15 protein-coding genes are annotated in these 20,176 nt (G+C 66.8%); 10 read left to right on the plus strand and 5 right to left on the minus strand.

The annotated features are described in order from the left end of the window. The first annotated feature begins 205 nt into the window (after positions 1–205). The 3 genes from groES to RAH40_RS02615 all read left to right on the plus strand — a co-directional run bounded on the left by groES (position 206) and on the right by RAH40_RS02615 (position 2,864). Complete coding sequence (groES, locus tag RAH40_RS02605; protein WP_306600513.1) at positions 206–493, plus strand: co-chaperone GroES; 288 nt, start codon at positions 206–208, stop codon at positions 491–493. A gap of 34 nt (positions 494–527) precedes the next feature. Continuing rightward, positions 528–2,165, plus strand: coding sequence for a chaperonin GroEL (groL, locus tag RAH40_RS02610; RefSeq protein WP_306600514.1), 1,638 nt, complete (start codon positions 528–530; stop codon positions 2,163–2,165). Between the two features lie 210 nt (positions 2,166–2,375). Next, a complete protein-coding gene (locus tag RAH40_RS02615) occupies positions 2,376–2,864 on the plus strand; it encodes a hypothetical protein (RefSeq protein WP_306600515.1) in 489 nt (162 codons plus the stop codon). Between the two features lie 827 nt (positions 2,865–3,691). Here RAH40_RS02615 and RAH40_RS02620 read toward each other — a convergent pair. Beyond that, positions 3,692–4,471: a ferredoxin--NADP reductase gene (locus RAH40_RS02620; RefSeq protein WP_306600516.1), complete on the minus strand. Its 780-nt coding sequence runs from the start codon at positions 4,469–4,471 to the stop codon at positions 3,692–3,694. 61 nt (positions 4,472–4,532) lie between these two features. Here RAH40_RS02620 and RAH40_RS02625 point away from each other — a divergent pair, with 61 nt between their 5' ends. From RAH40_RS02625 to RAH40_RS02635, 3 genes are read left to right on the plus strand one after another with little or no spacing between them, the layout of a single operon-like run. Continuing rightward, on the plus strand, positions 4,533–6,203 hold the full coding sequence (locus RAH40_RS02625; RefSeq protein ID WP_306600517.1) for a metallophosphoesterase: 1,671 nt from the start codon (positions 4,533–4,535) through the stop codon (positions 6,201–6,203). A 31-nt stretch (positions 6,204–6,234) separates the two neighbouring features. Continuing rightward, the gene (gene miaB, locus RAH40_RS02630; RefSeq protein ID WP_306600518.1) at positions 6,235–7,539 is read left to right on the plus strand and encodes a tRNA (N6-isopentenyl adenosine(37)-C2)-methylthiotransferase MiaB; all 1,305 of its coding nucleotides are present in this window, start codon (positions 6,235–6,237) and stop codon (positions 7,537–7,539) included. 33 nt (positions 7,540–7,572) lie between these two features. Then, complete coding sequence (locus tag RAH40_RS02635; RefSeq protein WP_306600519.1) at positions 7,573–8,214, plus strand: redox-sensing transcriptional repressor Rex; 642 nt, start codon at positions 7,573–7,575, stop codon at positions 8,212–8,214. Here RAH40_RS02635 and RAH40_RS02640 read toward each other — a convergent pair. The 3 genes from RAH40_RS02640 to RAH40_RS02650 are packed head-to-tail and all read right to left on the minus strand — an operon-like array spanning position 8,211 to position 11,257. Continuing rightward, on the minus strand, positions 8,211–9,098 hold the full coding sequence (locus tag RAH40_RS02640; RefSeq protein WP_306600520.1) for a TIGR01777 family oxidoreductase: 888 nt from the start codon (positions 9,096–9,098) through the stop codon (positions 8,211–8,213). The two genes, RAH40_RS02635 and RAH40_RS02640, sit on opposite strands and share 4 nt — an antisense overlap. 52 nt (positions 9,099–9,150) lie before the next feature. After that, positions 9,151–10,680 carry a glutamine-hydrolyzing GMP synthase gene (gene guaA / locus RAH40_RS02645; RefSeq protein ID WP_306600521.1) on the minus strand — a complete coding sequence of 510 codons (1,530 nt, stop codon included), beginning with the start codon at positions 10,678–10,680 and terminating at the stop codon, positions 9,151–9,153. 31 nt (positions 10,681–10,711) lie between these two features. Then, the gene (locus RAH40_RS02650; RefSeq protein WP_306600522.1) at positions 10,712–11,257 is read right to left on the minus strand and encodes a hypothetical protein; all 546 of its coding nucleotides are present in this window, start codon (positions 11,255–11,257) and stop codon (positions 10,712–10,714) included. 99 nt (positions 11,258–11,356) lie between these two features. On the opposite strand from RAH40_RS02650, the gene RAH40_RS02655 reads away from it, so the two are divergent. Continuing rightward, a complete protein-coding gene (locus RAH40_RS02655; protein ID WP_306600523.1) occupies positions 11,357–12,544 on the plus strand; it encodes a glycine C-acetyltransferase in 1,188 nt (395 codons plus the stop codon). Between the two features lie 16 nt (positions 12,545–12,560). Next, the gene (gene tdh / locus RAH40_RS02660; RefSeq protein WP_306600524.1) at positions 12,561–13,589 is read left to right on the plus strand and encodes an L-threonine 3-dehydrogenase; all 1,029 of its coding nucleotides are present in this window, start codon (positions 12,561–12,563) and stop codon (positions 13,587–13,589) included. Between the two features lie 63 nt (positions 13,590–13,652). Here tdh and RAH40_RS02665 read toward each other — a convergent pair whose 3' ends face one another. Continuing rightward, positions 13,653–15,590, minus strand: a complete 1,938-nt coding sequence (locus RAH40_RS02665) for a serine hydrolase (RefSeq protein ID WP_306600525.1) — start codon at positions 15,588–15,590, stop codon at positions 13,653–13,655. Between the two features lie 272 nt (positions 15,591–15,862). On the opposite strand from RAH40_RS02665, the gene RAH40_RS02670 reads away from it, so the two are divergent. Further along, positions 15,863–17,053, plus strand: a complete 1,191-nt coding sequence (locus RAH40_RS02670) for a mandelate racemase/muconate lactonizing enzyme family protein (RefSeq protein WP_306600526.1) — start codon at positions 15,863–15,865, stop codon at positions 17,051–17,053. 168 nt (positions 17,054–17,221) lie between these two features. Next, positions 17,222–20,170, plus strand: coding sequence for a carboxypeptidase regulatory-like domain-containing protein (locus tag RAH40_RS02675; protein ID WP_306600527.1), 2,949 nt, complete (start codon positions 17,222–17,224; stop codon positions 20,168–20,170). Positions 20,171–20,176: the final 6 nt, after the last annotated feature.

The raw sequence follows: 20,176 nt of genomic DNA on the forward strand, positions 1-20,176 counted from the left end.
ACCCCCAAGCGGACCGTGGAGGCGGGGCAATCTCCTCCAAAGATCGAAATAAAATGATTAATAAAATGTGAGCCAATTAGGCTCAAGCATGGAATGCCCCCCTTGACATCCATTTGGGGGCGGGCTAGATTAGCACTCGCTGATAGTAAGTGCTAACAGCCACCCCGGGGGACGCTCCCGGGTCCCTTTTCACACGGAGGCCATCATGGCAATCAAGCCCCTATACGATCGTGTCCTGCTCAAGCGCAGCGAGCCTGCCGAAACGGTCAAGGGAGGGATCATCATCCCCGACACCGCCAAGGAGAAGCCCATGGAAGCCGAGGTCGTGGCGGTGGGCGACGGCAAGTTCGCCGAGGACGGCAAGCGCATCCCCATGTCCGTCAAGGCCGGCAACAAGGTCCTGATCGGCAAGTACACCGGCACCGAAGTGAAGATCGAAGGCATCGACCACGTCATCGTTCGCGAAGACGAGATCCTCGCCATCGTCGGCTAGAAACGAATTCCGGAAACCCTTCAGGAGATAAACAATGTCCGCCAAATCCATCATCTACGCCGAAGAAGCCCGCCAGGCCATCCTGCGCGGGGTCAACAAGCTCGCCGACGCCGTGCAGGTCACCCTCGGCCCCAAAGGCCGCAACGTCCTGATCGAGAAGAAGTTCGGTTCCCCCCTCATGACCAAGGACGGCGTCACCGTCGCCAAGGAGATCGAGCTCAAGGACAAGCACGAGAACATGGGCGCCCAGCTGGTCCGTGAAGTGGCCTCCAAGACCTCCGACATCGCCGGCGACGGCACCACCACCGCCACCGTGCTGGCCCGCGCCATCTACAAGGAAGGCATCAAGGCCGTCGTGAGCGGCGCCAACACCATGGAGATCAAGAAGGGCATCGATCTCGCCGTGGATTGCGTCGTCGCCGCCATCGACGAGATCAAGAAGCCCGTCGAGGGCAACGCCATCGCCCAGGTGGGCGCCATTTCCGCCAACGGCGACCAGGAGATCGGCAAGATCATCGCCGACGCCATGGCCAAGGTCGGCAAGGACGGCGTCATCACCGTGGAAGAGGCCAAGGGCCGCGACACCGAGCTCACCGTCGTCGAGGGCATGCAGTTCGACCGCGGCTACCTCAGCCCCTACTTCGTCACCAACCCCGACCAGATGAAGGTCGAGCTGGAGAGCCCCCTCGTCCTGATCTACGAGAAGAAGATCTCCAACATGCGCGACCTCCTGCCCCTCCTGGAGCAGGTCGTCAACAGCCGCCGCCCCCTGCTGATCATCGCCGAGGACGTGGACGGCGAGGCCCTGGCCACCCTGGTGGTCAACAAGATCCGCGGCACCCTCAACATCGCCGCCGTCAAGGCCCCCGGCTTCGGGGACCGCCGCAAGGCCATGCTCGAGGACATCGCCATCCTCACCGGCGGCAAGGCCGTCACCGAGGATCTCGGCCTCAAGCTCGAGAACCTGAAGATCGAGGATCTCGGCACCGCCAAGAAGATCGTCATCGACAAGGAGAACACCACCATCATCGAGGGCGCCGGCGAGCCCAGCGCCATCCAGGGCCGCGTCAAGCAGATCCGCTCGCAGGTGGAGATCTCCACCAGCGACTACGACAAGGAGAAGCTGCAGGAGCGCCTGGCCAAGCTCGTGGGCGGCGTCGCCGTCATCAAGGTGGGCGCGGCTTCCGAAACCGAGATGAAGGAGAAGAAGGCCCGCGTCGAGGACGCCATGCACGCCACCAAGGCCGCCGTCGAGGACGGCATCGTGGCCGGCGGCGGCGTCGCGCTGCTCCGCTCCCTGGTCAAGCTCGCCACCCTGAAGCTCACCGGCGACCAGGCCACGGGCGTGGAGATCGTCAAGAAGTCCCTGGAGGAGCCCCTCCGCCAGATCGCCAACAACGCCGGCGTGGAAGGCAGCGTCATCGTCAACCGCGTCAAGGAGGAGAAGGGCAACTTCGGCTTCAACGCCGCCACCGGCGAGTTCGGCGACATGGTGGCCTTCGGCGTCATCGACCCCGCCAAGGTGACCAAGAGCGCCCTGCGCAACGCCGCCTCCGTGGCGTCCATGATGCTCACCACCGAAGCCATCGTCTGCGACCTGCCCGAGGACAAGAAGAATCCTCCCATGGGCGGCCCCGGCGGCATGGGCGGCGGCATGGAAGACATGTACTAGCCACGGCCTTAAGGGCAAAAGGGGAAGGGGCCTTTCGGGGCCCCTTTCTTTTTGCCGGGGAGCGAACCTGTCCGCCCTTGCGCGCATCCTCTCGGCATGGCGTTAGGCCGTCCTTATCCCTGTCCACCCCCGTCCATCCCCGGCAAAACCAAACGAAAAATTAGCCGGGAAAGAGGATGAAAAAAGGTTTCCCTGTCCCCAAGGTGGAGCGTGCGAATTTCAAGATCCTGGATCCTTCCTTCCCTGCTGATCGGAGCGGGCGCCGTCGCGGGTGCGCAGGACACGCTGGCCAGCGGTGCGAGCCTCGCCAAGGGGCAGTCTCTCACCTCCCGCAACGGGGCGTATCGCCTGGACGTGCGGGACGACGGCAAGGTGGCGGTGTACCGCCTGGCTCCGGCCGCGGTCCTGCAGTGGGAGTCGCCCGGGGAGGGCTTCGAGGGCGCGGGCGCCCTAACGATGCGGGAGGACGGCAATCTGGTGCTCACGGACGCCGACGGCGCCACCCGTTGGCACACCGCTACGGCGGGGCCCCTTGCACGCCTGGTTCTGGAGGACGATGGCGCCCTTTGCGTCCGGAGCGGCACCGGCAGCCTCTGGATGGCCGGCGCCGTGACGGTGCGGATCGTCCTGCCCTTGGCTGAGCTGCGCAAGGCCATCCAGGATGAGGACGCCGTCCGGGGGACCTGCGTCATCCTATGACAGGCAGAAGCGGCCTCCTTCCTCCTTGAGTCGACAGACCCAAGATGTCCGAAGTCCACTGCTGCCGACCTGTTGCCCGATGAACCCGGCAAACGCCATCGAAGGGTCCCTCGCCGAGGAATAGAAGAAGATCTTTTCTCGGCGGACCTCGGCCCCTCGGCGCCTCGGCGAGAGGCTTTTCGTCTCAACCTGCCTGGATGATGGGGGTCAGGACGGCCTCCCACGACCAGCCCCAGCCTCCCTTCCAGACAAAAGCCAAAGCATGGATGGGTCTGCGCCTCCCCCAGTCCCGTTAAGAACCAATTTCGAGGCAATTGCCGGATTCTGCCAGGACCCAGGGCTGGAGTTCAACCGGCGAAGGTTTCCCTCACATGGTGATACCCTCTTGGGTAATCGATCCAGCTCAAGGCGAATCATCCCTTCCAACGGCCAGCCATACGGATGGCCTCCTTCTCCCGGTCTTCGTGGGGCGAATCATGGACAACGATATTACCCGCTGGGTGGTCATCGCTCTCCTCAACATTCCTTTGTACCTCGGACTTGGATGGGTGATCTTTCGAAGCTGGAGCGGCTTTTGGGAATGTGTCCGTTTCTACTTCACGCCAGATTGGTTCTCCATGATTCGAGGCGAGCTCATGGAAGACTGGTGGGGAACGCTGAAGATCTTTGTCTTCGTGGCGCTATGCGTCGGCGCTGTGTGCGGCGAGCACGAATTCTTCTTCGGTGCCAGGCCCAAGCCCCCCCAGCCATCCCTAGCGATAAGCGCCTTGAATTTCAGCTCCATCATTCAATGTCCGTCTGAGAGGGTGTCTGCTGATCAGCCGGGGTCAAGCTCCGCCGAACCGCCTCGCGAGTTCCTCCACCGCCTCCGGATCGGCCTCCGCCTTGAAGTTGAAGAACACCTCCGAGGTGACCTGGGGCGCCGGAACCCCGCACAGCGCCAGGGCGGCCTTCACCTCCGCGAGCATGGCCCCGTTGCCCACCAGGTGGAAATGGCAGGCCCGGGGGTCCCTTACCAGGGCCGCCGCGCTTGTGCCGACGCGGCCCCGCAGGCCGGTCCACCCGGGTCCGGGCTGCGTGAGCGTAGGGTGCCAGGCGAACCCGGGGTGCGCGGCCTGGAGCGCGTCGAGCTCCGGCGCCAGGCAGATGTCCTCCTCCTCCCGGTAGCCGGCGACGAGCGTGATGGGGCGGTCGAACCCCGCGGCCAGGGCGCGTTCGGCGAAACCCCACAGGGGGCCGATGCCCGAGCCGGTTGAAAGGCCGACCAGGGCCAGGGCCTCCGGGGCGATCATGTCCGCGATGGGCTCGTGGTGCAGGCCGCTGATCTCGACTTCCGTGCCGGGGGCCGCCGTGCCCAGGGACGGGGTCAGGCGTCCACCCTTGACCACCCGGAACAGCAGGCCCACCCTGCGCGCGGCGGGGTCCGTCCGGGAGAGGGTATAGGGGTGGCGGTGGCCCTCGTGGCGCAGGACCACCACATGGCCGGGCTCGAAGGGGAAGGGCAGGGCGTCGGCCACCTCCAGGTGGAGCAGGTGGAAGCCCCGGCCCACCTCCCTGTTGTCCGTGACCGTCGCGGTCCGCCAGGCCTGGGTCCAGTCATCCGTCATCGCGAAATCTCCACCCCGAGCCTACCGGGAACCTGTCGGTGGGCAATGACATAAATCAATCATGAACTCTCCGCGCCCCGCCGGAACCCTTGTCCTGACCTGCGTTCTCCTGGTCCTGGCCGCCTGCCGGGGAGGGGGGTCCAAGGCCCCCGCCGACCCGCCCGCGGCCCCGGTCATCCTCCGGTTCGAGGCCGATCCCAATCCGGTGGAAGCCGGCAGCCCGGTGACGTTGCGGGCCGAGTTCACCGGGGGAAAGGGCGCCCTGGACCCGGGCCTGGGGGCCATCGCCAGCGGCCAGGCCCTGGCCTTCGTGCCCTTGGGCGACACCTCCGTCGTCCTCACGGTCACGTCACCTTCGGGCCAGGTCCGCTCCGAGGCCGTGAAGGTCCAGGTGAAACCGTCTCCGGACTTCGAGGATCCGGCCAGCTTCACCGTCCCGCCCTGCCTCCAACTGGGGGAGGCCCCGGACCGCCCGGACCGGCTCGGCCTCATGTGGCACGCGCCGGCGTACGACACCGGGACCTGGGCCGTGGAGGTGCGCACCACCGGGACGTGGGTCCGCATGGCCGACCCGGCCTCCACCTTGGTGGACATCCCGGGCACCCAGGTGCCCGCCCAGCGGGCGTGGACCGCCGTCCTGAAGCCCCTCGAGCCGGGGGGGACCTTCGACTACCGGGTCCTCCGGGACGGTCGCCGGGTCTTCCAGGTGAACGGGGCCCGGGCCCGGATGGCCCCGGGCCAGCGCCAGCGGGTGGTGATCGCCGGCGACCTGGTGGAACCCGGCAACCCCGCGTCCCGCTCCATCGCCGAGGGGATCGCGGCCCAGAAGCCCGACCTCATGCTGGCGGTGGGGGATCTCTCCTACCCGCACGGCACCTACCAGGAGTACCGGGCGCACTTCTACCCCACCTACAACGGAGGCCCGGCCCCCTTCATGCGCTCCCGGCTCATGGTGGGCATCCTGGGCAACCACGACGTGGCCCACGTGGACCGCGGAGCGCCCCCGCCGCTGGGGAGCCTGGCCTACTACTACTGCTGGGACCAGCCCCTCAACGGCCCCGGCCTCCTGCAGGGGGGCCACGTGGCCAACCTCAGCCCGGCCCAGGCCTGGGCCCCGTTCCGGCAGGCCGCCGGCGCCCGCTACCCGGCCATGGGCAACTTCTGGTTCGATTCCGGCGATGCGCGCTTCGTGGTGCTGGACTCCAACCGCTACATGCACAGGGACGACCCGGCCCTGCGGCACTGGGTGGAAACGGCCCTGGACGGCGCCCCCGCGGGCTTCTGGCGCATCGTCCTCTACCACCACCCCGGGTTCAACCAATCCAGCTTCAAACATACTAATGATTGGCATATGGCCCAGCTGTGGCCGGTCCTCCAGCGGCACCGGGTGGACCTGGTCGTCAACGGCCACCTCCACGCCTACGCCCGCACCCGCCCCTTCACCCTCGCCCCGGGCGGCGTCGATGAGGCCCACATCCTCCCGGACCTGGCCTACGACGGCGCCGCCACCACGAAGGCCGCCGGCCCCATCCAGATCATCACGGGCGCCGGGGGCGGAATCAGCCACAAAAACCGCTTCCGGGTCCCCGCGAAGGGGCCCAAACCCTTCCACCAGGCCCTGATCGCCGACCGGCACTCCTTTTCGGTCCTGGACCTCGACCGGGACCGGCTCCGATTCAGGCAGATGGACGGGGCCGGGGCCGTCCTCGACCAGTTCACCCTCACGCGCTGACACCCGGTAGAATGTCCATTTGCGGTGGGCGATGAAGTACCTGATCCAGACCTGGGGATGCCAGATGAACGACCACGACAGCGAGAAGCTGGCGGGTCTGATGGAAAAAGAAGGTTTCGAGGCCGCCGCGGGGGTGGAGGACGCCGATGTGGTGCTCCTCAACACCTGCTCCATCCGGGAAAAGGCCGTGAACAAGGTCTACACGGAGCTGGGGCGCCTGCGGGACGAGAAGAGGCGCAGGCCCCTCCTGGTGGGGGTCACGGGCTGCCTGGCCCAGCAGGAGAAGGCCGGGCTCTTCCGGAGGGCCCCCCAGATCGACTTCGTGCTGGGCACCATGGCCATCCAGCAGCTGCCGCGGCTGGTGGAGGAGGCCCGGGCCGGCAGGGCCCGCGTCATCGACACCGGGGACTACCCCGACAACCACCTGTTCCCCCCGGAGACCACCCTGCGCCACAGCACCGCCAAGGCCCTGGTGACCATCATCGAGGGCTGCAACCACGCCTGCACCTACTGCATCGTTCCCACCACCCGCGGCGTGGAGCGCCACCGGCCCTGGAAGGACGTCGTCGCCGAGGTGGAGGACCTGGCGGCCATGGGCTTCCGGGAAGTGGAGCTGCTGGGGCAGAACGTGAACAGCTACATGGGCGGCTGCACCTTCGCGCAGCTCCTGGACCGCGTGGCGGAGGTGGACGGGCTGGAGTGGATCCGGTTCACCACCAGCCATCCCATGAACTTCACCGAGGAACTGGCCCGCACCCTGGTGTCCAACCCCAAGGTCGCGCCCTTCCTGCACCTGCCGGTGCAGAGCGGCAGCGACGCGGTGCTCCGGCGCATGCGCCGGGAGTACACGGTGGACCAGTACCTCGAGCGCCTGGCCTATCTGGGGAATGCCCGGGAGCGCATCAACCTCTCCACGGACTTCATCGTCGGCTTCCCCGGGGAGACCGAGGAGGACTTCGAGGGCACCCTGGCCCTGCTGGAGCGGGTCCGGTACGACATGTCCTTCAGCTTCGTGTACTCCCCCCGCCCCGGAACCCCGGCCCTCAAGCTCGCGGACGACCTGCCCCACGCCGAGAAGTCCCGGCGCCTCACGCGCCTCCAGGCTCGCCAGACCGAACTGACCCTGGAGAGCAACCGGAGGATGGTGGGGCGTTCCCTCAAGGCCCGGGTGGAGAGCAAGGGCGCCCTGGACGGAGGCCACTGGCTGGCCCGCACCGGGGAATGGAAGAACGTCCACCTGGCCGTACCGGAAGGCCGCCGGCTCCCCTTCGGGGAACTGGTGGACATCCGCGTCACCGGGGCCGGCCCCCATTTTCTTCGTGCTGAGCTACCCTAGCGTTACTGGGTATACTCGGATCGGAGAAAATCCATGGCAGCCTCGGCGGTACCCACTCCTACCTTGCGTCGGTTACCGAAGTATTACCATTATTTGAAGCGCATCCACGGCGAGGGCCAGGAGATCATCTCCGCCACGCAGATGGCCGAGGATCTGGGCATCCACCACACCCAGGTGCGCAAGGACCTGGCCGCCACCGGCAGCCAGGGCAAGCCCAAGGTCGGCCACCGCGTCGCCGATCTGCTGGCCTCCATCGAGACCTTCCTGAACTGGAACTCGGCCTCCGACGCCTGCCTCGTGGGGGCGGGCAACCTCGGCTCGGCCCTGCTGGGCTATCCCGGCTTCGACAAGGCCGGCATCCGCATCACCGCCGCCTTCGACGCCCACCCCTCCAAGATCGGCAAGAAGATCCACGGCGTGCCCGTGTACCCCGTGGACAAGCTGGAGGAGGTGATCCGGCGCCTCCACATCACCATCGGCATCCTCACCATCCCCGCCGACCGCGCCCAGCACCTGGCCGAGGTGATGGTGCAGAGCGGCATCCGGGCCATGTGGAACTTCGCCCCCATCACCCTGGACGTGCCCGACGACATCATCGTGGAGAACGTGGAGCTGTACGCCAGCCTCGCGATCTTCAGCAGGAAGCTGTCGGAGCGGAGCCGGACCAAACCCTAGAGTAGGTCCGCCAAGGCCTCCTCCACCTTTTCGAACCTGAACGTGAACCCGAGTTCCAGGGCCTTCCTGGGATAGACGAAGGATCCTTCCAGGAGCATCTCGCGCCCCATCTCCCCGAACAGGAGGTCCAGGGCCGTGCGGGTCACGAAGCCGGGGATGGGCAGCATGGGCCGGCGGAGGCGGCGGGCCAGGGCGCGGGTGAAGGTCTCGTTGGTGACGGGGCGGGGGGAGGTTGCGTTCAGGGCCCCGGAGAAGGCGGGGTTCTCCGCGGCCTCCCGGACCAGGCGCACCAGGTCGTCGATGTGGATCCAGCTCAGGCCCTGCTGGCCGTGGCCGAGCCTGGCGCCCTGGAACATGCGGACGGGAAAGGCCATCTTCGGCAGGGCGCCGCCGTCCCGGGCCAGGACGACGCCCAGCCTCAGCTTCACCACCCGGATGCCCAGCGGAGTGGCCGCGTCCGCCGCGGCCTCCCATTGGCGGCAGACCTTGGCCAGGAAGCCCTTCCCGGGTCCGCGCCCCTCCTCCACGGGGCGCCCGTCCATGGGGCCGTAGAACCCAACCGCGCTGGCGTTCACCAAGGCCCGGGGCGGGGAGGGCAGGGCGCCCATGGCCGCCACGAGGCGGTTCGTGGACTCCACCCGGCTGCGGAGGATGGCGTCCTTGCGGGAGGGGGTCCAACGCTTGTCGGCGATGCCCTCCCCAGCGAGATTCACGACGGCGTCGGCCCCCTCCAGGGCCCGGGGCAGGTCGTCCCACGAGAAAGGAGAGCCCGGCCTCCGGCTCAGCACCCGCACCTCCACCCCGTCCCGGGAGAGGGAATCCGCCAGGTGCCTGCCCACCAGTCCCGTGCCGCCGGCCAGGACCACGATCTTCAGCTCCGCCATCGCTGTTCCTCCATCAAGGATGTGATGCCGGAGGCGGGCCTTCCGCTCCCGTTTATTCGTACTCGATGGTCGCGGGGGGCTTGCTCGTGATGTCGAAGACCACCCGGTTGATGCCCTTGACCTCGTTGACGATGCGCTGGGCCACCTTCTCCAGGAGATCGTGGGGCAGGCGCGCCCAGTCGGCGGTCATGAAGTCCTCGCTGGTCACGGCACGCAGGGCGCACATGTTCTCGTAGGTGCGCTCGTCGCCCATGATGCCCACGGTCTGCACCGGCAGCAGCACGGCGAAGCACTGGGAGGTGTTGCGGTACCACCCGGAGGCCTTGAGCTCCTCGATGAAGATGGCGTCGGCGTTCTGGAGGATCGCCACGCGCTCGGCCGTGACGCAGCCGGGGATGCGCACCGCGAGGCCGGGGCCCGGGAAGGGGTGGCGCCAGACCATGTCCTCGGGCAGGCCCAGGGCCAGGCCCGCGCGGCGCACCTCGTCCTTGAAGAGCTCCCGCAGGGGCTCCACGAGCTTGAGCTTCATGACGTCGGGAAGGCCGCCCACGTTGTGGTGGGACTTGACAAGCACCGCCCCGCCCACGCCGGAGCTCTCGATGACGTCCGGGTAGAGCGTGCCCTGGGCCAGGAAGTCCGCCTGCACGGTCCCGGCCTCCTTGTCGAAGACCTCGATGAAGGTCCGGCCGATGATCTTGCGCTTCTGCTCGGGGTCGCTCACGCCCTCCAGGGCCCCCAGGAAGGCGGCGCGGGCATCCACCCACTTCACGGTCATGTCGAAGGGCGCGAAGGCCTCCTGCACCTGGGTCATCTCGTCCTTGCGCATGACGCCGGTGTCCACGAACACGCAGGTGAGCTGCTTGCCGATGGCCTTGTGCAGCAGCACCGCGGCCACGCTGGAGTCCACGCCGCCCGAGAGGCCCAGGACGACGCGGCCTTCGCCGACCTGCCTGCGGATGGCCCGGGTCTTCTCCTCGATGAACTGGCCCGTGTTCCAGTCCAGCTTCATGCCGCAGACGTGGAGGAAGTTCATCAGGACCTTGGAACCGTGCTGGGTGTGGGTGACTTCCGGGTGGAACTGGATGCAGTAGATGCGCCGGGCCCGGTCCTCCATGGCCGCCACCGGGACGCCCCGGGTGTGGCTGGTGATCCCGAAGCCCGCGGGGGCCTTCTCCACGTGGTCCCCGTGGCTCATCCACACCTGCAGCTCGTCCTCCAGCCCCCGGAAGAGGAGGCTCTCGGGGTCCTGGATGCGGATCATGGCCTTGCCGTACTCCCTGCGGCTGGAGCGGTGGATGACCCCGCCCAGATTGCGCGCCAGGAGCTGCTGGCCGTAGCAGATGCCCAGGATGGGCACCCCCAGGGCCAGGATGGCCGGATCCAGGTCCGGCGCGCCGGCCTCCATGACGGAGTTGGGGCCGCCGGAGAGGATCACGCCCTTGAGGTCGGGCCCGCCGATCTCCTGGGCCGTGGCGCCCGGGCCGTAGACCAGCCCGAAGGCCCCGAGGTCGCGCAGCCGCCGGGTTATCAGGCGCGTGTACTGGGACCCGAAATCGAGGATGGCGACGCGTTCATGATGCATGGGGGCCCCTAAAACTTGATGATACCAGAGGCTAACGCGCCTTCTTCAGGGTCTCGTCGGTGCCCTGCAGGACCCAGCTGCGGCCCTCCTTCCGGTAGGAGGCGTGGCGTTCCTTGGTCTCCCCGGCGCGCACGCCCGGGTGGAGGGTCTGGAAGAGGCCGAACCAGGCCGTGGGCCTGCCCAGCCGGATCTGGTAGGTGACCCGGGCGGAATCCCGCATGTACTCGATCCTCAGGGCCCGGACGAACTCCGCCTCGGCCGCGGGGAGCTCGTAGCCCTTGGGCGAAAGCCGGACCTCCTTGGGGGACGACGCGCCCGGCTTGAAGGAGAAGGTCTCGCGATCCCCTTCGACCTTCCGGGTCACGGCGAAGGCGCCCTTGCCGGCGGCCTCCTGGAGGGCCACGAGCCTGGCGTGTTCCGCGGAACCCTTGATGGCCGAGGCGGACTCGGGAATGGTCACCACGATCTGGACCGGGTAGTCCTTCTTGATGTCGCCTTCGGCCTCCCTCCGGGAGAGCTTGGACGAACCGCAGGCGAGAAAGGTGACCAGGAAGGGTACTGCGAGCAGCATGCGCATGGGGGTGGCCCTCTGGCCCAATTCTAGTGGCCCCAGGAGTACGTGACTAGTCTCACGAATTCCCCGTCCTATAATGGCCGAGCCGAAAAGGGGTCCAACGTGAACAAGCTCTTCCTCGACCATCTCGCCCAGGAAACCCGCGCCCTCCGGGAGCAGGGGCTCTACAAGAACGAGCGGGTGATGACCAGCCCCCAGGGCCCCTGGGTCGAGGCCAACGGGAAGAAGGTCATCAACCTCTGCGCCAACAATTACCTGGGCCTGGCCAACCACCCCGCCCTGGTCGAGGCGGCCCAGGAGGCCCTGGCCCGCCGCGGGTTCGGCCTGTCCAGCGTGCGCTTCATCTGCGGGACCCAGGACATCCACAAGGAGCTGGAGGCCCGGATCAGCACCTTCCTGGGCATGGAGGACACCCAGCTCTACTCCAGCTGCTTCGACGCCAACGGCGGGGTCTTCGAGCCGCTGCTGGGCGAGGAGGACGCCATCATCTCGGACGCCCTCAACCACGCGTCGCTGATCGACGGCATCCGGCTTTGCAAGGCCCAGCGCTACCGCTACGCCAACAGCGACATGGCCGACCTGGAAGCCCGGCTCCAGGAGGCCTCGGGAGCCCGGTTCAAGCTGGTGGTCACCGACGGCGTGTTCAGCATGGACGGCTACCTGGCCAACCTTCCCGCCATCTGCGACCTGGCGGAGAAGTACGGCGCCATGGTGATGGTGGACGACAGCCACGCGGTGGGCTTCATCGGCGCCAAGGGCCGGGGCACCCACGAGCACCACGGGGTCATGGGCCGGGTGGACATCATCACGGGCACCCTGGGCAAGGCCCTGGGCGGCGCCTCGGGCGGCTACGTCTCCTCCTCGAAGGAGGTCATCGACTGGCTGCGGCAGAAGTCCAGGCCCTACCTCTTCTCCAACACGCTGGCCCCCTCCATCACCGCCACCAGCATCAAGGTCCTGGAGATGCTCGAGCAGGGCGACGGCCTGCGCAACCAGCTCCGGGCCAACGCGCTGCACTTCCGCACGGAGATGGGCAGGCTGGGCTTCAAGCTCCTGCCCGGGGAGCATCCCATCATCCCGGTGATGTTCTACGACGCGCCCCTGGCGCAGGAATTCGCGTCCCGGCTGCTGGAGGAGGGCGTCTACGTCACGGGGTTCTTCTTCCCCGTCGTGCCCAAGGGCCAGGCCCGCATCCGCACCCAGATGTCGGCCGGCCACAGCCGGGAGGACCTGGACGTGGCCATCGCCGCCTTCGCCAAGGTCGGACGCGCCCTGGGCGTCATCAAGTAGCATACGGAGGCACCCCATGAAGGCATTGGTCAAGAGCAGGCGGGAACCCGGGCTTTGGATGGAGGACGTCCCGATGCCGGAGACGGGCCCCAACGACGTGCTGATCCGCATCCACAAGTCCGCCATCTGCGGCACGGACATGCACATCTGGAACTGGGACGCCTGGAGCCAGAAGACGATCCCCGTGCCGATGCACGTCGGCCACGAGTACGTGGGCATCATCGAGCAGGTGGGCGCGGAGGTCGAGGGCTACAAGGTGGGCGACCGGGTCTCGGGCGAGGGCCACATCGTCTGCGGCCACTGCCGCAACTGCCGCGCCGGCAAGCGCCATCTCTGCCCCAACACCCGGGGCGTGGGCGTGAACCGCCCGGGCTCGTTCGCCGAGTACCTGTCGCTGCCGGCCTCGAACCTCTTCAAGGTGCCCGACGGCATCTCCGACGACCTGGCCTCCATCTTCGACCCGTACGGCAACGCGGCCCACACGGCCCTCTCCTTCGACATGGTGGGCGAGGACGTCCTCATCACCGGCGCCGGCCCCATCGGGATCATGGCCGTGGCCATCGCCAAGCACGTGGGCGCCCGCAACGTCGTCATCACCGACGTGAACCCCTACCGCCTGGACCTCGCCCGCAGGATGGGCGCCACCCGCGCCGTGGACGTCAGCAGGGAGAAGCTGGCCGACGTGGAGAAGGAGCTGGGCATGACCGAGGGCTTCGACATCGGCATGGAGATGAGCGGCAACGGCGGCGCCTTCCGGGGCATGATCGACTCCATGGCCAACGGCGGCCGCATCGCCATGCTCGGGATCCTCGGCGAGGACGTGGCCGTGGACTGGGGCAAGGTGATCTTCAAGGGCCTGTTCCTGAAGGGGATCTACGGGCGGGAGATGTTCGAGACCTGGTACAAGATGGCCGCCATGATCCAGGGCGGGCTGGACATCAGTCCCATCATCACGCACCACTTCCCCATCGACGAATTCCGGAAGGGGTTCGAGGTCATGGGCAGCGGGAAGTCAGGGAAGGTCATCCTGGACTGGGGCGTCTAGCCTGACTGGGTGGGTCGGCTCAATAATCTGAGGGGCCGGCCCACCTCGTCAAATCCGAGGGACTCAGTAGTCAAGGCCCATCTTGAGCAGGTGCAGGCCGAGGGAGAGGAGCGAAGCGAGAATGCACGCCACCGCAAGGGCGGCGCTGTTCAGCTTGCGCCACCAGCCACTGGATTCGGTCCAGGCGAGGACGGCATTGCCGATGGCCGCGACCGTCCCGGCCAGGGAGATCAGCCCAAGGATCTGGAACAGCCGCTGGAGAGCATCCGCGAAGACCAGATGGTGCTCACCCATGGATTGGAGCCAATAGGCGAACCCGCCCGCACAAGCCAGGTTCGTCAGGGCCGCGAGCCGGCTGGCCCGGTACCACCCCTGGGCCCGGGGGGAGAGCCCGGACGGCTTCCCGCACCGGCAGCGGACCAGGGCCGCGAGGGGCCAAAGTGCCAGGGCGGCGAGGAGAACGGTCAACGCATAGCCCAGCACCACCTTGCTGCCGAGAAAGGACTGCCATGCGGTCGCTGGGAAGAAGACCATGATCGGCGAGTAGGGTTCGATGGCCATATGCTGGACCTTGCCGCCCTCCACCACGAAGACCAGCTGGTCCTGGCCTTGGAGGTCCTGCCAGACGAAGGGCGCCACCTCGCGGAAATGCCTGGGTTTGCCGGTCAGCAGGTCCTTCCACACCAGGTCGCCCTGGCCGTCCTGCCTGAATTCCTGCATCCCCAGGAACCGCAGGGCATAGAGGAAACTGCTTTTCGGATTCCGGCTGCACCAGTAGTTCCCCGCGACCTGCGCGCCATGCTCGCGCGCGGTGGGCAGCGCCCGGGGCGCGGCGGCTGCCGGCATGGGGAAATAGCGGTCGAGGAAGCCGTCCTCGATGGCCTGCCGGAGCCGGTAGGCGGCCTTGTCCTGGCCGACCCCGTCGATGGACAGGTAGAGCCCCACTTTCGCCCGGGTAAGCAGCATCAGGTCGCTGTGGAAGAACATCGTGTCCCCGCCGTGGGCGATGATGGTCTGTCCGTTGCGGTCCTGGCGGTAGAAGCCCAGGGCCATGGGGTGGGCCCCCGGGGTGCAGGTCAGCTCGAATTCGTGCATCATCCGCGCCGTGGACGGCTTGAGGATCTGGGCGTCGTTGTAGCGGCCTTCATTGAGATGGGCGATCATGAAGCGGCCCATGTCGTCTGCGGATGCGGACAAGCTGCCAGCCGGGGCCATGGAGATGAGCTCGAAGTACTTAGGGGGCTCCGAGGCCAGCTGGTAGGTGGTGGCCATGTGCCCCTTGAAACGGTCCGGAAGGGGCTGGACGAAGGTGCTGTGCTCCATGCCGAGGGGGCGGAAGATGTTCTGCTCGACGTACGCCTCGAAGGGCATGCCGCTGACCCGCTCCACCAGGTATCCGGCGACGGACGCGCCATAGTTCGAATAGGCGGGCACCTGGCCGGGCGCGTATGCCCGTTCGGGGACCCAGCGCTTCAAGGTCGCGCCGTTGCTCATGAAATCGGCCTGGTCCGGGATGATGAGGCCCCGGATGCACTCCTCGAAACCCGCCGTGTGGGTCATGAGGTTGCGGAGCGTGACGGGGCGCCCTCCCCGGTCCGGGATGCGGTAGTCGAGGTAGGTGTTGACGTCCTTGTCCAGATCCAGCTTGCCCTGCTCGACCAGTTGCATCACCGCCGTCCAGGTGAGCAGTTTGGATACCGATCCAGGCCGGAACATGGTGGTGGCGGGATCCACCGGCTTCCCGGAGGCGATGTCCGCGGAGCCGTAGCCGCGGCTCACCAGGATCCTGCCATCCTTGACGACCGTGACCACGGCGCTGGCCACGTCCGCGGACGGAATCCCATAGCCGAGGAGCCCGTCCAGCCACGCCTGGGCATCCTGTGCCGTCAGGGCGGGCGGGGCGGCCGGCGCGGCCCGGGGCGATTCCGCCTGCCCAAGCAGGGCGGCGAACCCCAGCAGGAGCAGGCTGGGAAGTCTGGACAGGCGGGAAGGAATCGGCATGGGACGTTCTCCCTGAGGGTCAGGCCAGTCCCCGGTTCACGGGGTTCGCGGTGGAGTTCATGGCTGGAATTGTCCTGACATTATGGCGCGGCAGCTTGGTGCCGATCGCGCCGCCCTCTGCCAAATCCGACCAATCCACCGCACTAGGCGGGATTTCGCAGGTTCCGCACGGCTTCCAGCCAAGCGCCGCCCCTGGGCCATCACGGAACATGAAGCCTCGGGGAGGGCTGGATATGACCTGTTCCAGGTTGGATTTTCTGAAGACGCTCGGCATGGGAAGCCTGGCCTGGGCGGTGGCCAAGCCGCCCTTGCCCGCGCTGGCCGGGGGCGGCGGCGTCCTGCCGGAAGCCAGGGCCCTGGCGGCCAGGATGCGGATCCGGGACGTGGAGATCTACCCCTTCGAGTTGAGAATGAAGGAACCCTTCACGGTTGCCTTCGAAACGTTCGACCATTCCAAGGGCGTCCTGATCCGCATCCGCACCGACGCCGGCCTCACGGGCCTGGGCGAAGCCAGCCCGCTGCTCCGGGTGACAGGCGACACCCAGGCTACGGCGGTCCACGCCGCCCGGCAGATCCGGTATCTCCTGATCGGCAAGGACCCCCTGGCCATCGAGCGCACCCTCGGACTCATCGGCGTCCATCTCCACTCGAATCCCGCCATCGTCGCCGCCTTCGACATGGCCCTCTGGGATCTCCTCGGCAAGGCGGCGGGACTCCCCGTCTTTCGCCTCCTGGGCGGCGACACGACCACCTTCGAGACGGACCTGACCATCGGCCTGGAAACGCCCGAGGCGATGGCCGCGAGCGCCCGGGCGTCCCTGGCCCAGGGGTTCAGGACCCTGAAGATCAAGCTCGGCCAGGAACCCGCGGCGGACCTCGCGCGGCTCCAGGCGATCCGGGAGGCCGTGGGCGGCGCGGTGACGCTGCGCATTGACGCCAACCAGGGCTACACGGTGCCCCAGGCCCGGTATGCCCTCCAGCACATGGAGCGGTTCAACCTTCAATGTTGTGAACAACCGTTGGACCACAAGGATCTGGAGGGCATGCGGTACCTGCGCACCGTCAGCCCGATCCCGCTGATGGCGGACGAGTCCCTCTTCTCGCCCTCCGACGCGCTCCGGCTCCTGAGGGAGGAGGCCTGCGACTTCTTCAACATCAAGCTCATGAAGTGCGGAGGCATCACCAGCGCCCTGAAGATCGCCTGGATCGCCGAGGCCGGAGGCGTGCCCTGCATGGTGGGGTGCATGCTTGAGAGCCGCCTGGGCCTGACGGCGGCAGCTCATGTCCACGGGGCCGGGCGGGCCATCACCATGGCCGACCTCGACAGCCATTATGACTTTACCGTGGACCCCATCCTCGGCGGCATCCGGGTCGCGGGGGGCCTGGTGACACTGCCCGAGCAGCCCGGCCTGGGGGCCGACATCGACCCCGCCTTCCTCCGGAAACTCGAACGGGTTCGCTGACCTTGAAGGGGCAAGGTTGTATCAAATTCACAGGAAAACCCGGGCAGCGGACCAAGCGGCAGACCCCGATTTCTCTGATGATTGGTAAAACCCGAGCCCTTGTTTTGATTTGAAGTTCCCCACCTTGCTCGCCGTCCCTGCGGCGAACGCTTTCCAGGAGCCTCGATCATGAGCCGATCCATCCTTAGGCTAGGCCTCCTAACGCTGGTCCTCGCCGCCTCCGGTCCAGCAGCCTATTCCCAGAGCATGACCACCGGAGCCATTTCGGGGATCCTGCGCGCCCCTGACGGTTCGCCTGTGGCCGGGGCGGCCGTGACGGTTTCCAGCAGCCAGGTGCGGCGATCCACCGTGTCCCAGGCGAACGGGACCTACCACTTCGGCCTTCTGAACCCGGGCGAATGGCTGCTGGAGGTTGCCAAGCCAGGCTTCGTGCGGTTCCAGACACGGTTGTCCGTGGCCACCAACAATGACCAGACGGTCAATGTGAAACTCGGCTTGATGAAGGAAATGATCGTCGAGGTGGTCGAGACCGCCGGCACCGTGGACTTCACCAGCACGACCCAGGGCCTGAACCTGGACCGCAAGGCCATCGATTCCCTTCCCAAGACCCGCAATTTCAATTCGCTCGCGCTCCTGGCTCCGGGCTCCTCCGCCGACTACAACCCGGGGGTGATGGGCGTGTCGGGGGTGAACATCAGCGGAGCTTCCGCCGCCGAGAACCAGTTCGTCATCGACGGAATGAACACCAACGACTACCGGTTCGGCACCCAGAGCTCGGGCCTCAAGACCGATTTCATCGAACAGATCGAGGTCCAGACGGGCGGTTTCCGGCCGGAATACTCCGCCCTGGGCGGCGTGGTCAATGTGGTGACGAAGTCGGGGACGAACACGACCCGGGGCAGCGCCTGGATGACCTGGGACCCGGGCGGCTGCCAGGCGGTTGCCAAGGGCAACGAATTCGCGAAGCAGGACCCGCCAAGGTCGCGCACCGACTTCGGCTTCGAACTGGGCGGGCCGGTCATCAAGGAGAAGCTCTTCTACTTTGCCGGGGTGGATTCGGAATCCTCCAAGGGCCAGCGGCCCCTTCCCAATGACGACCCGGGACTCGTGGGCGGCAGGCCCACCCTGGACCGGCTGCAGGCCCTGGGCAAGATCAACTGGTTTGCCACCCAGGACGTCCAGTTCACCTTCGCGGCTTCCACCGACGTCACCAAGAACAACCAGGATCCCATCTACCAGGGGGGCGGCACCCTGAACCAGGGCCTGGACCAGCGGGACACCGTAACCAACCTGAGCCTCAGCTTCGATTGGACCATCGCCTCGAACCTCCTCCTCTCCGCCAAGGTGGGCTCAGTCAAGGTCGCTACCGACTACACCTATTCGGCCGAGTCCGTCCAGCGCACCCAGGCGGTCTGGGACTACTACTATTACATCGGCGGACCGGGCGCGGCGACCCACCCCGAACTGGCGGGCAAGGTCGCGCATTACAGCGGCGGCCGGGGGGTGGTGAACACCGCCCCCACCGACAGCGCCAGCAACCAGGCCCGCATCGATCTGTCCTGGCTCTGGAACCAGCATGCCTTCAAATTCGGGTTCAGCCAGATCGACGCCACGGTGCACAACGGCCAGACCACCACCGGACCTCTCAGTCCCATGAGCGAGAATGGCCAGTATCCGCTCCTGTACTACGTCCTCGCCAATGAATGGCCCATGCTCGACGTGGTGGAACTGCACAGCAAGACCACCGGTAAATCCAGATACTCGGCCTTCTACGCCCAGGACATCTGGGAGGCGTTGCCCGGCCTGCGGTTGATGTACGGCGCCCGGATGGAATCCCAGAGCGTCCGGCAGGTGGGTGGGCAGACCATCCTCTCGTTCAAGGGGAAGGACTACCTCCAGCCGAGGCTCGGCCTCACCTGGGATCCGGCCAATGATGGCAGGACCAAGTTCTCGGCGAGCTATGCCGTGTACTACGAGGCCATGCCGAATTTCATCGCCGTCGCCCTTGCGGGGGACCAGACCTTCACACAGCGAATATTCGGCTACTTCGGCCCCAGTACCGCCTTCACCTACAACAACGGCCAGCCGATCATCCTCGACCCCAATGGCTATGACCTGATGCAGGACTCCAGCGGCCAGACGAAGTCGGCCCCCGTCGCGGATGGGATCAAGCTCCCCAAGCGCACGGAATGGATATTCGGCTTCGACAAGGACCTGTCCCGCGGCTGGTGGCTGGGCCTGCATGCGAAATACCGCAAGCTCACGGATCCCATCGAGATCTCCGCCCTCGCCGACACGGAGGGCAACTACTACGATTCCGGGGTCGCGAGCGCCTTCATCGGCGGCAGTCCCGTCCAGTGGCCCGGCCAGGGCATTCTTTGGAATCCCGGACCGACGGCATCCTGGACCGCCCGCACGGATCCCAGCAGCCAGAACAGCGGCCAGAAGATCACGGTCAACGATACCCACTACCCGAAAATGTACAACGAATACAAATCCATCGACATTTCCCTGGCGAAGCGCTCGGACCGCGATGCCTTGCAGTTCAGCTATACCTGGTCCCGCCTGAGCGGCAACTACCAGGGGGTGAGCTACAGCGCCAGCCCCAGCACAACCTCCGCGGGCTTTGCCAACATAGGCCAAGCCTACAACAACGCCTTCATGGTCGGCTCGGGCCTCCTCATCGGGGACCGGACCCACGCCATCAAGCTCCAGGCCTCCCACCGCTTCACGGTGGCCGGCAACGACCTCAACGCCGGCCTCAGCGGCGACTCCACCAGTGGCGTGCCCATCAGCCACTTCGACAACCACGGCGATTTCACCGGGGCCGGCGCCGCTTCACCGGCGGGTGGGCGCCTGGGCCAGTTCGGCCGCACCCCCTGGATCACGAATTTCGATCTGCACCTGGACTACCAGGTAAGCCTGCCCATGGGCCTCAAGGCGACCCCCTTCGTGGATTGCTTCAACCTTTTCAACACCCGAAAGACCACCTACGTCTATGAGACGGCCACCCAGCCCTTCACCGGCGATCCGGGCGACCGGGACCCGAAGCTCGAGCAGTCAAGGGCCTGGGTCCAGGGCCGGCGCTACACCCTGGGCGTCAAGATCCAGTTCTGAGTCTCC

The sequence above is a fragment of the Geothrix sp. 21YS21S-2 genome, assembly GCF_030846775.1.
In the GTDB taxonomy this organism is placed as follows: domain Bacteria; phylum Acidobacteriota; class Holophagae; order Holophagales; family Holophagaceae; genus Mesoterricola.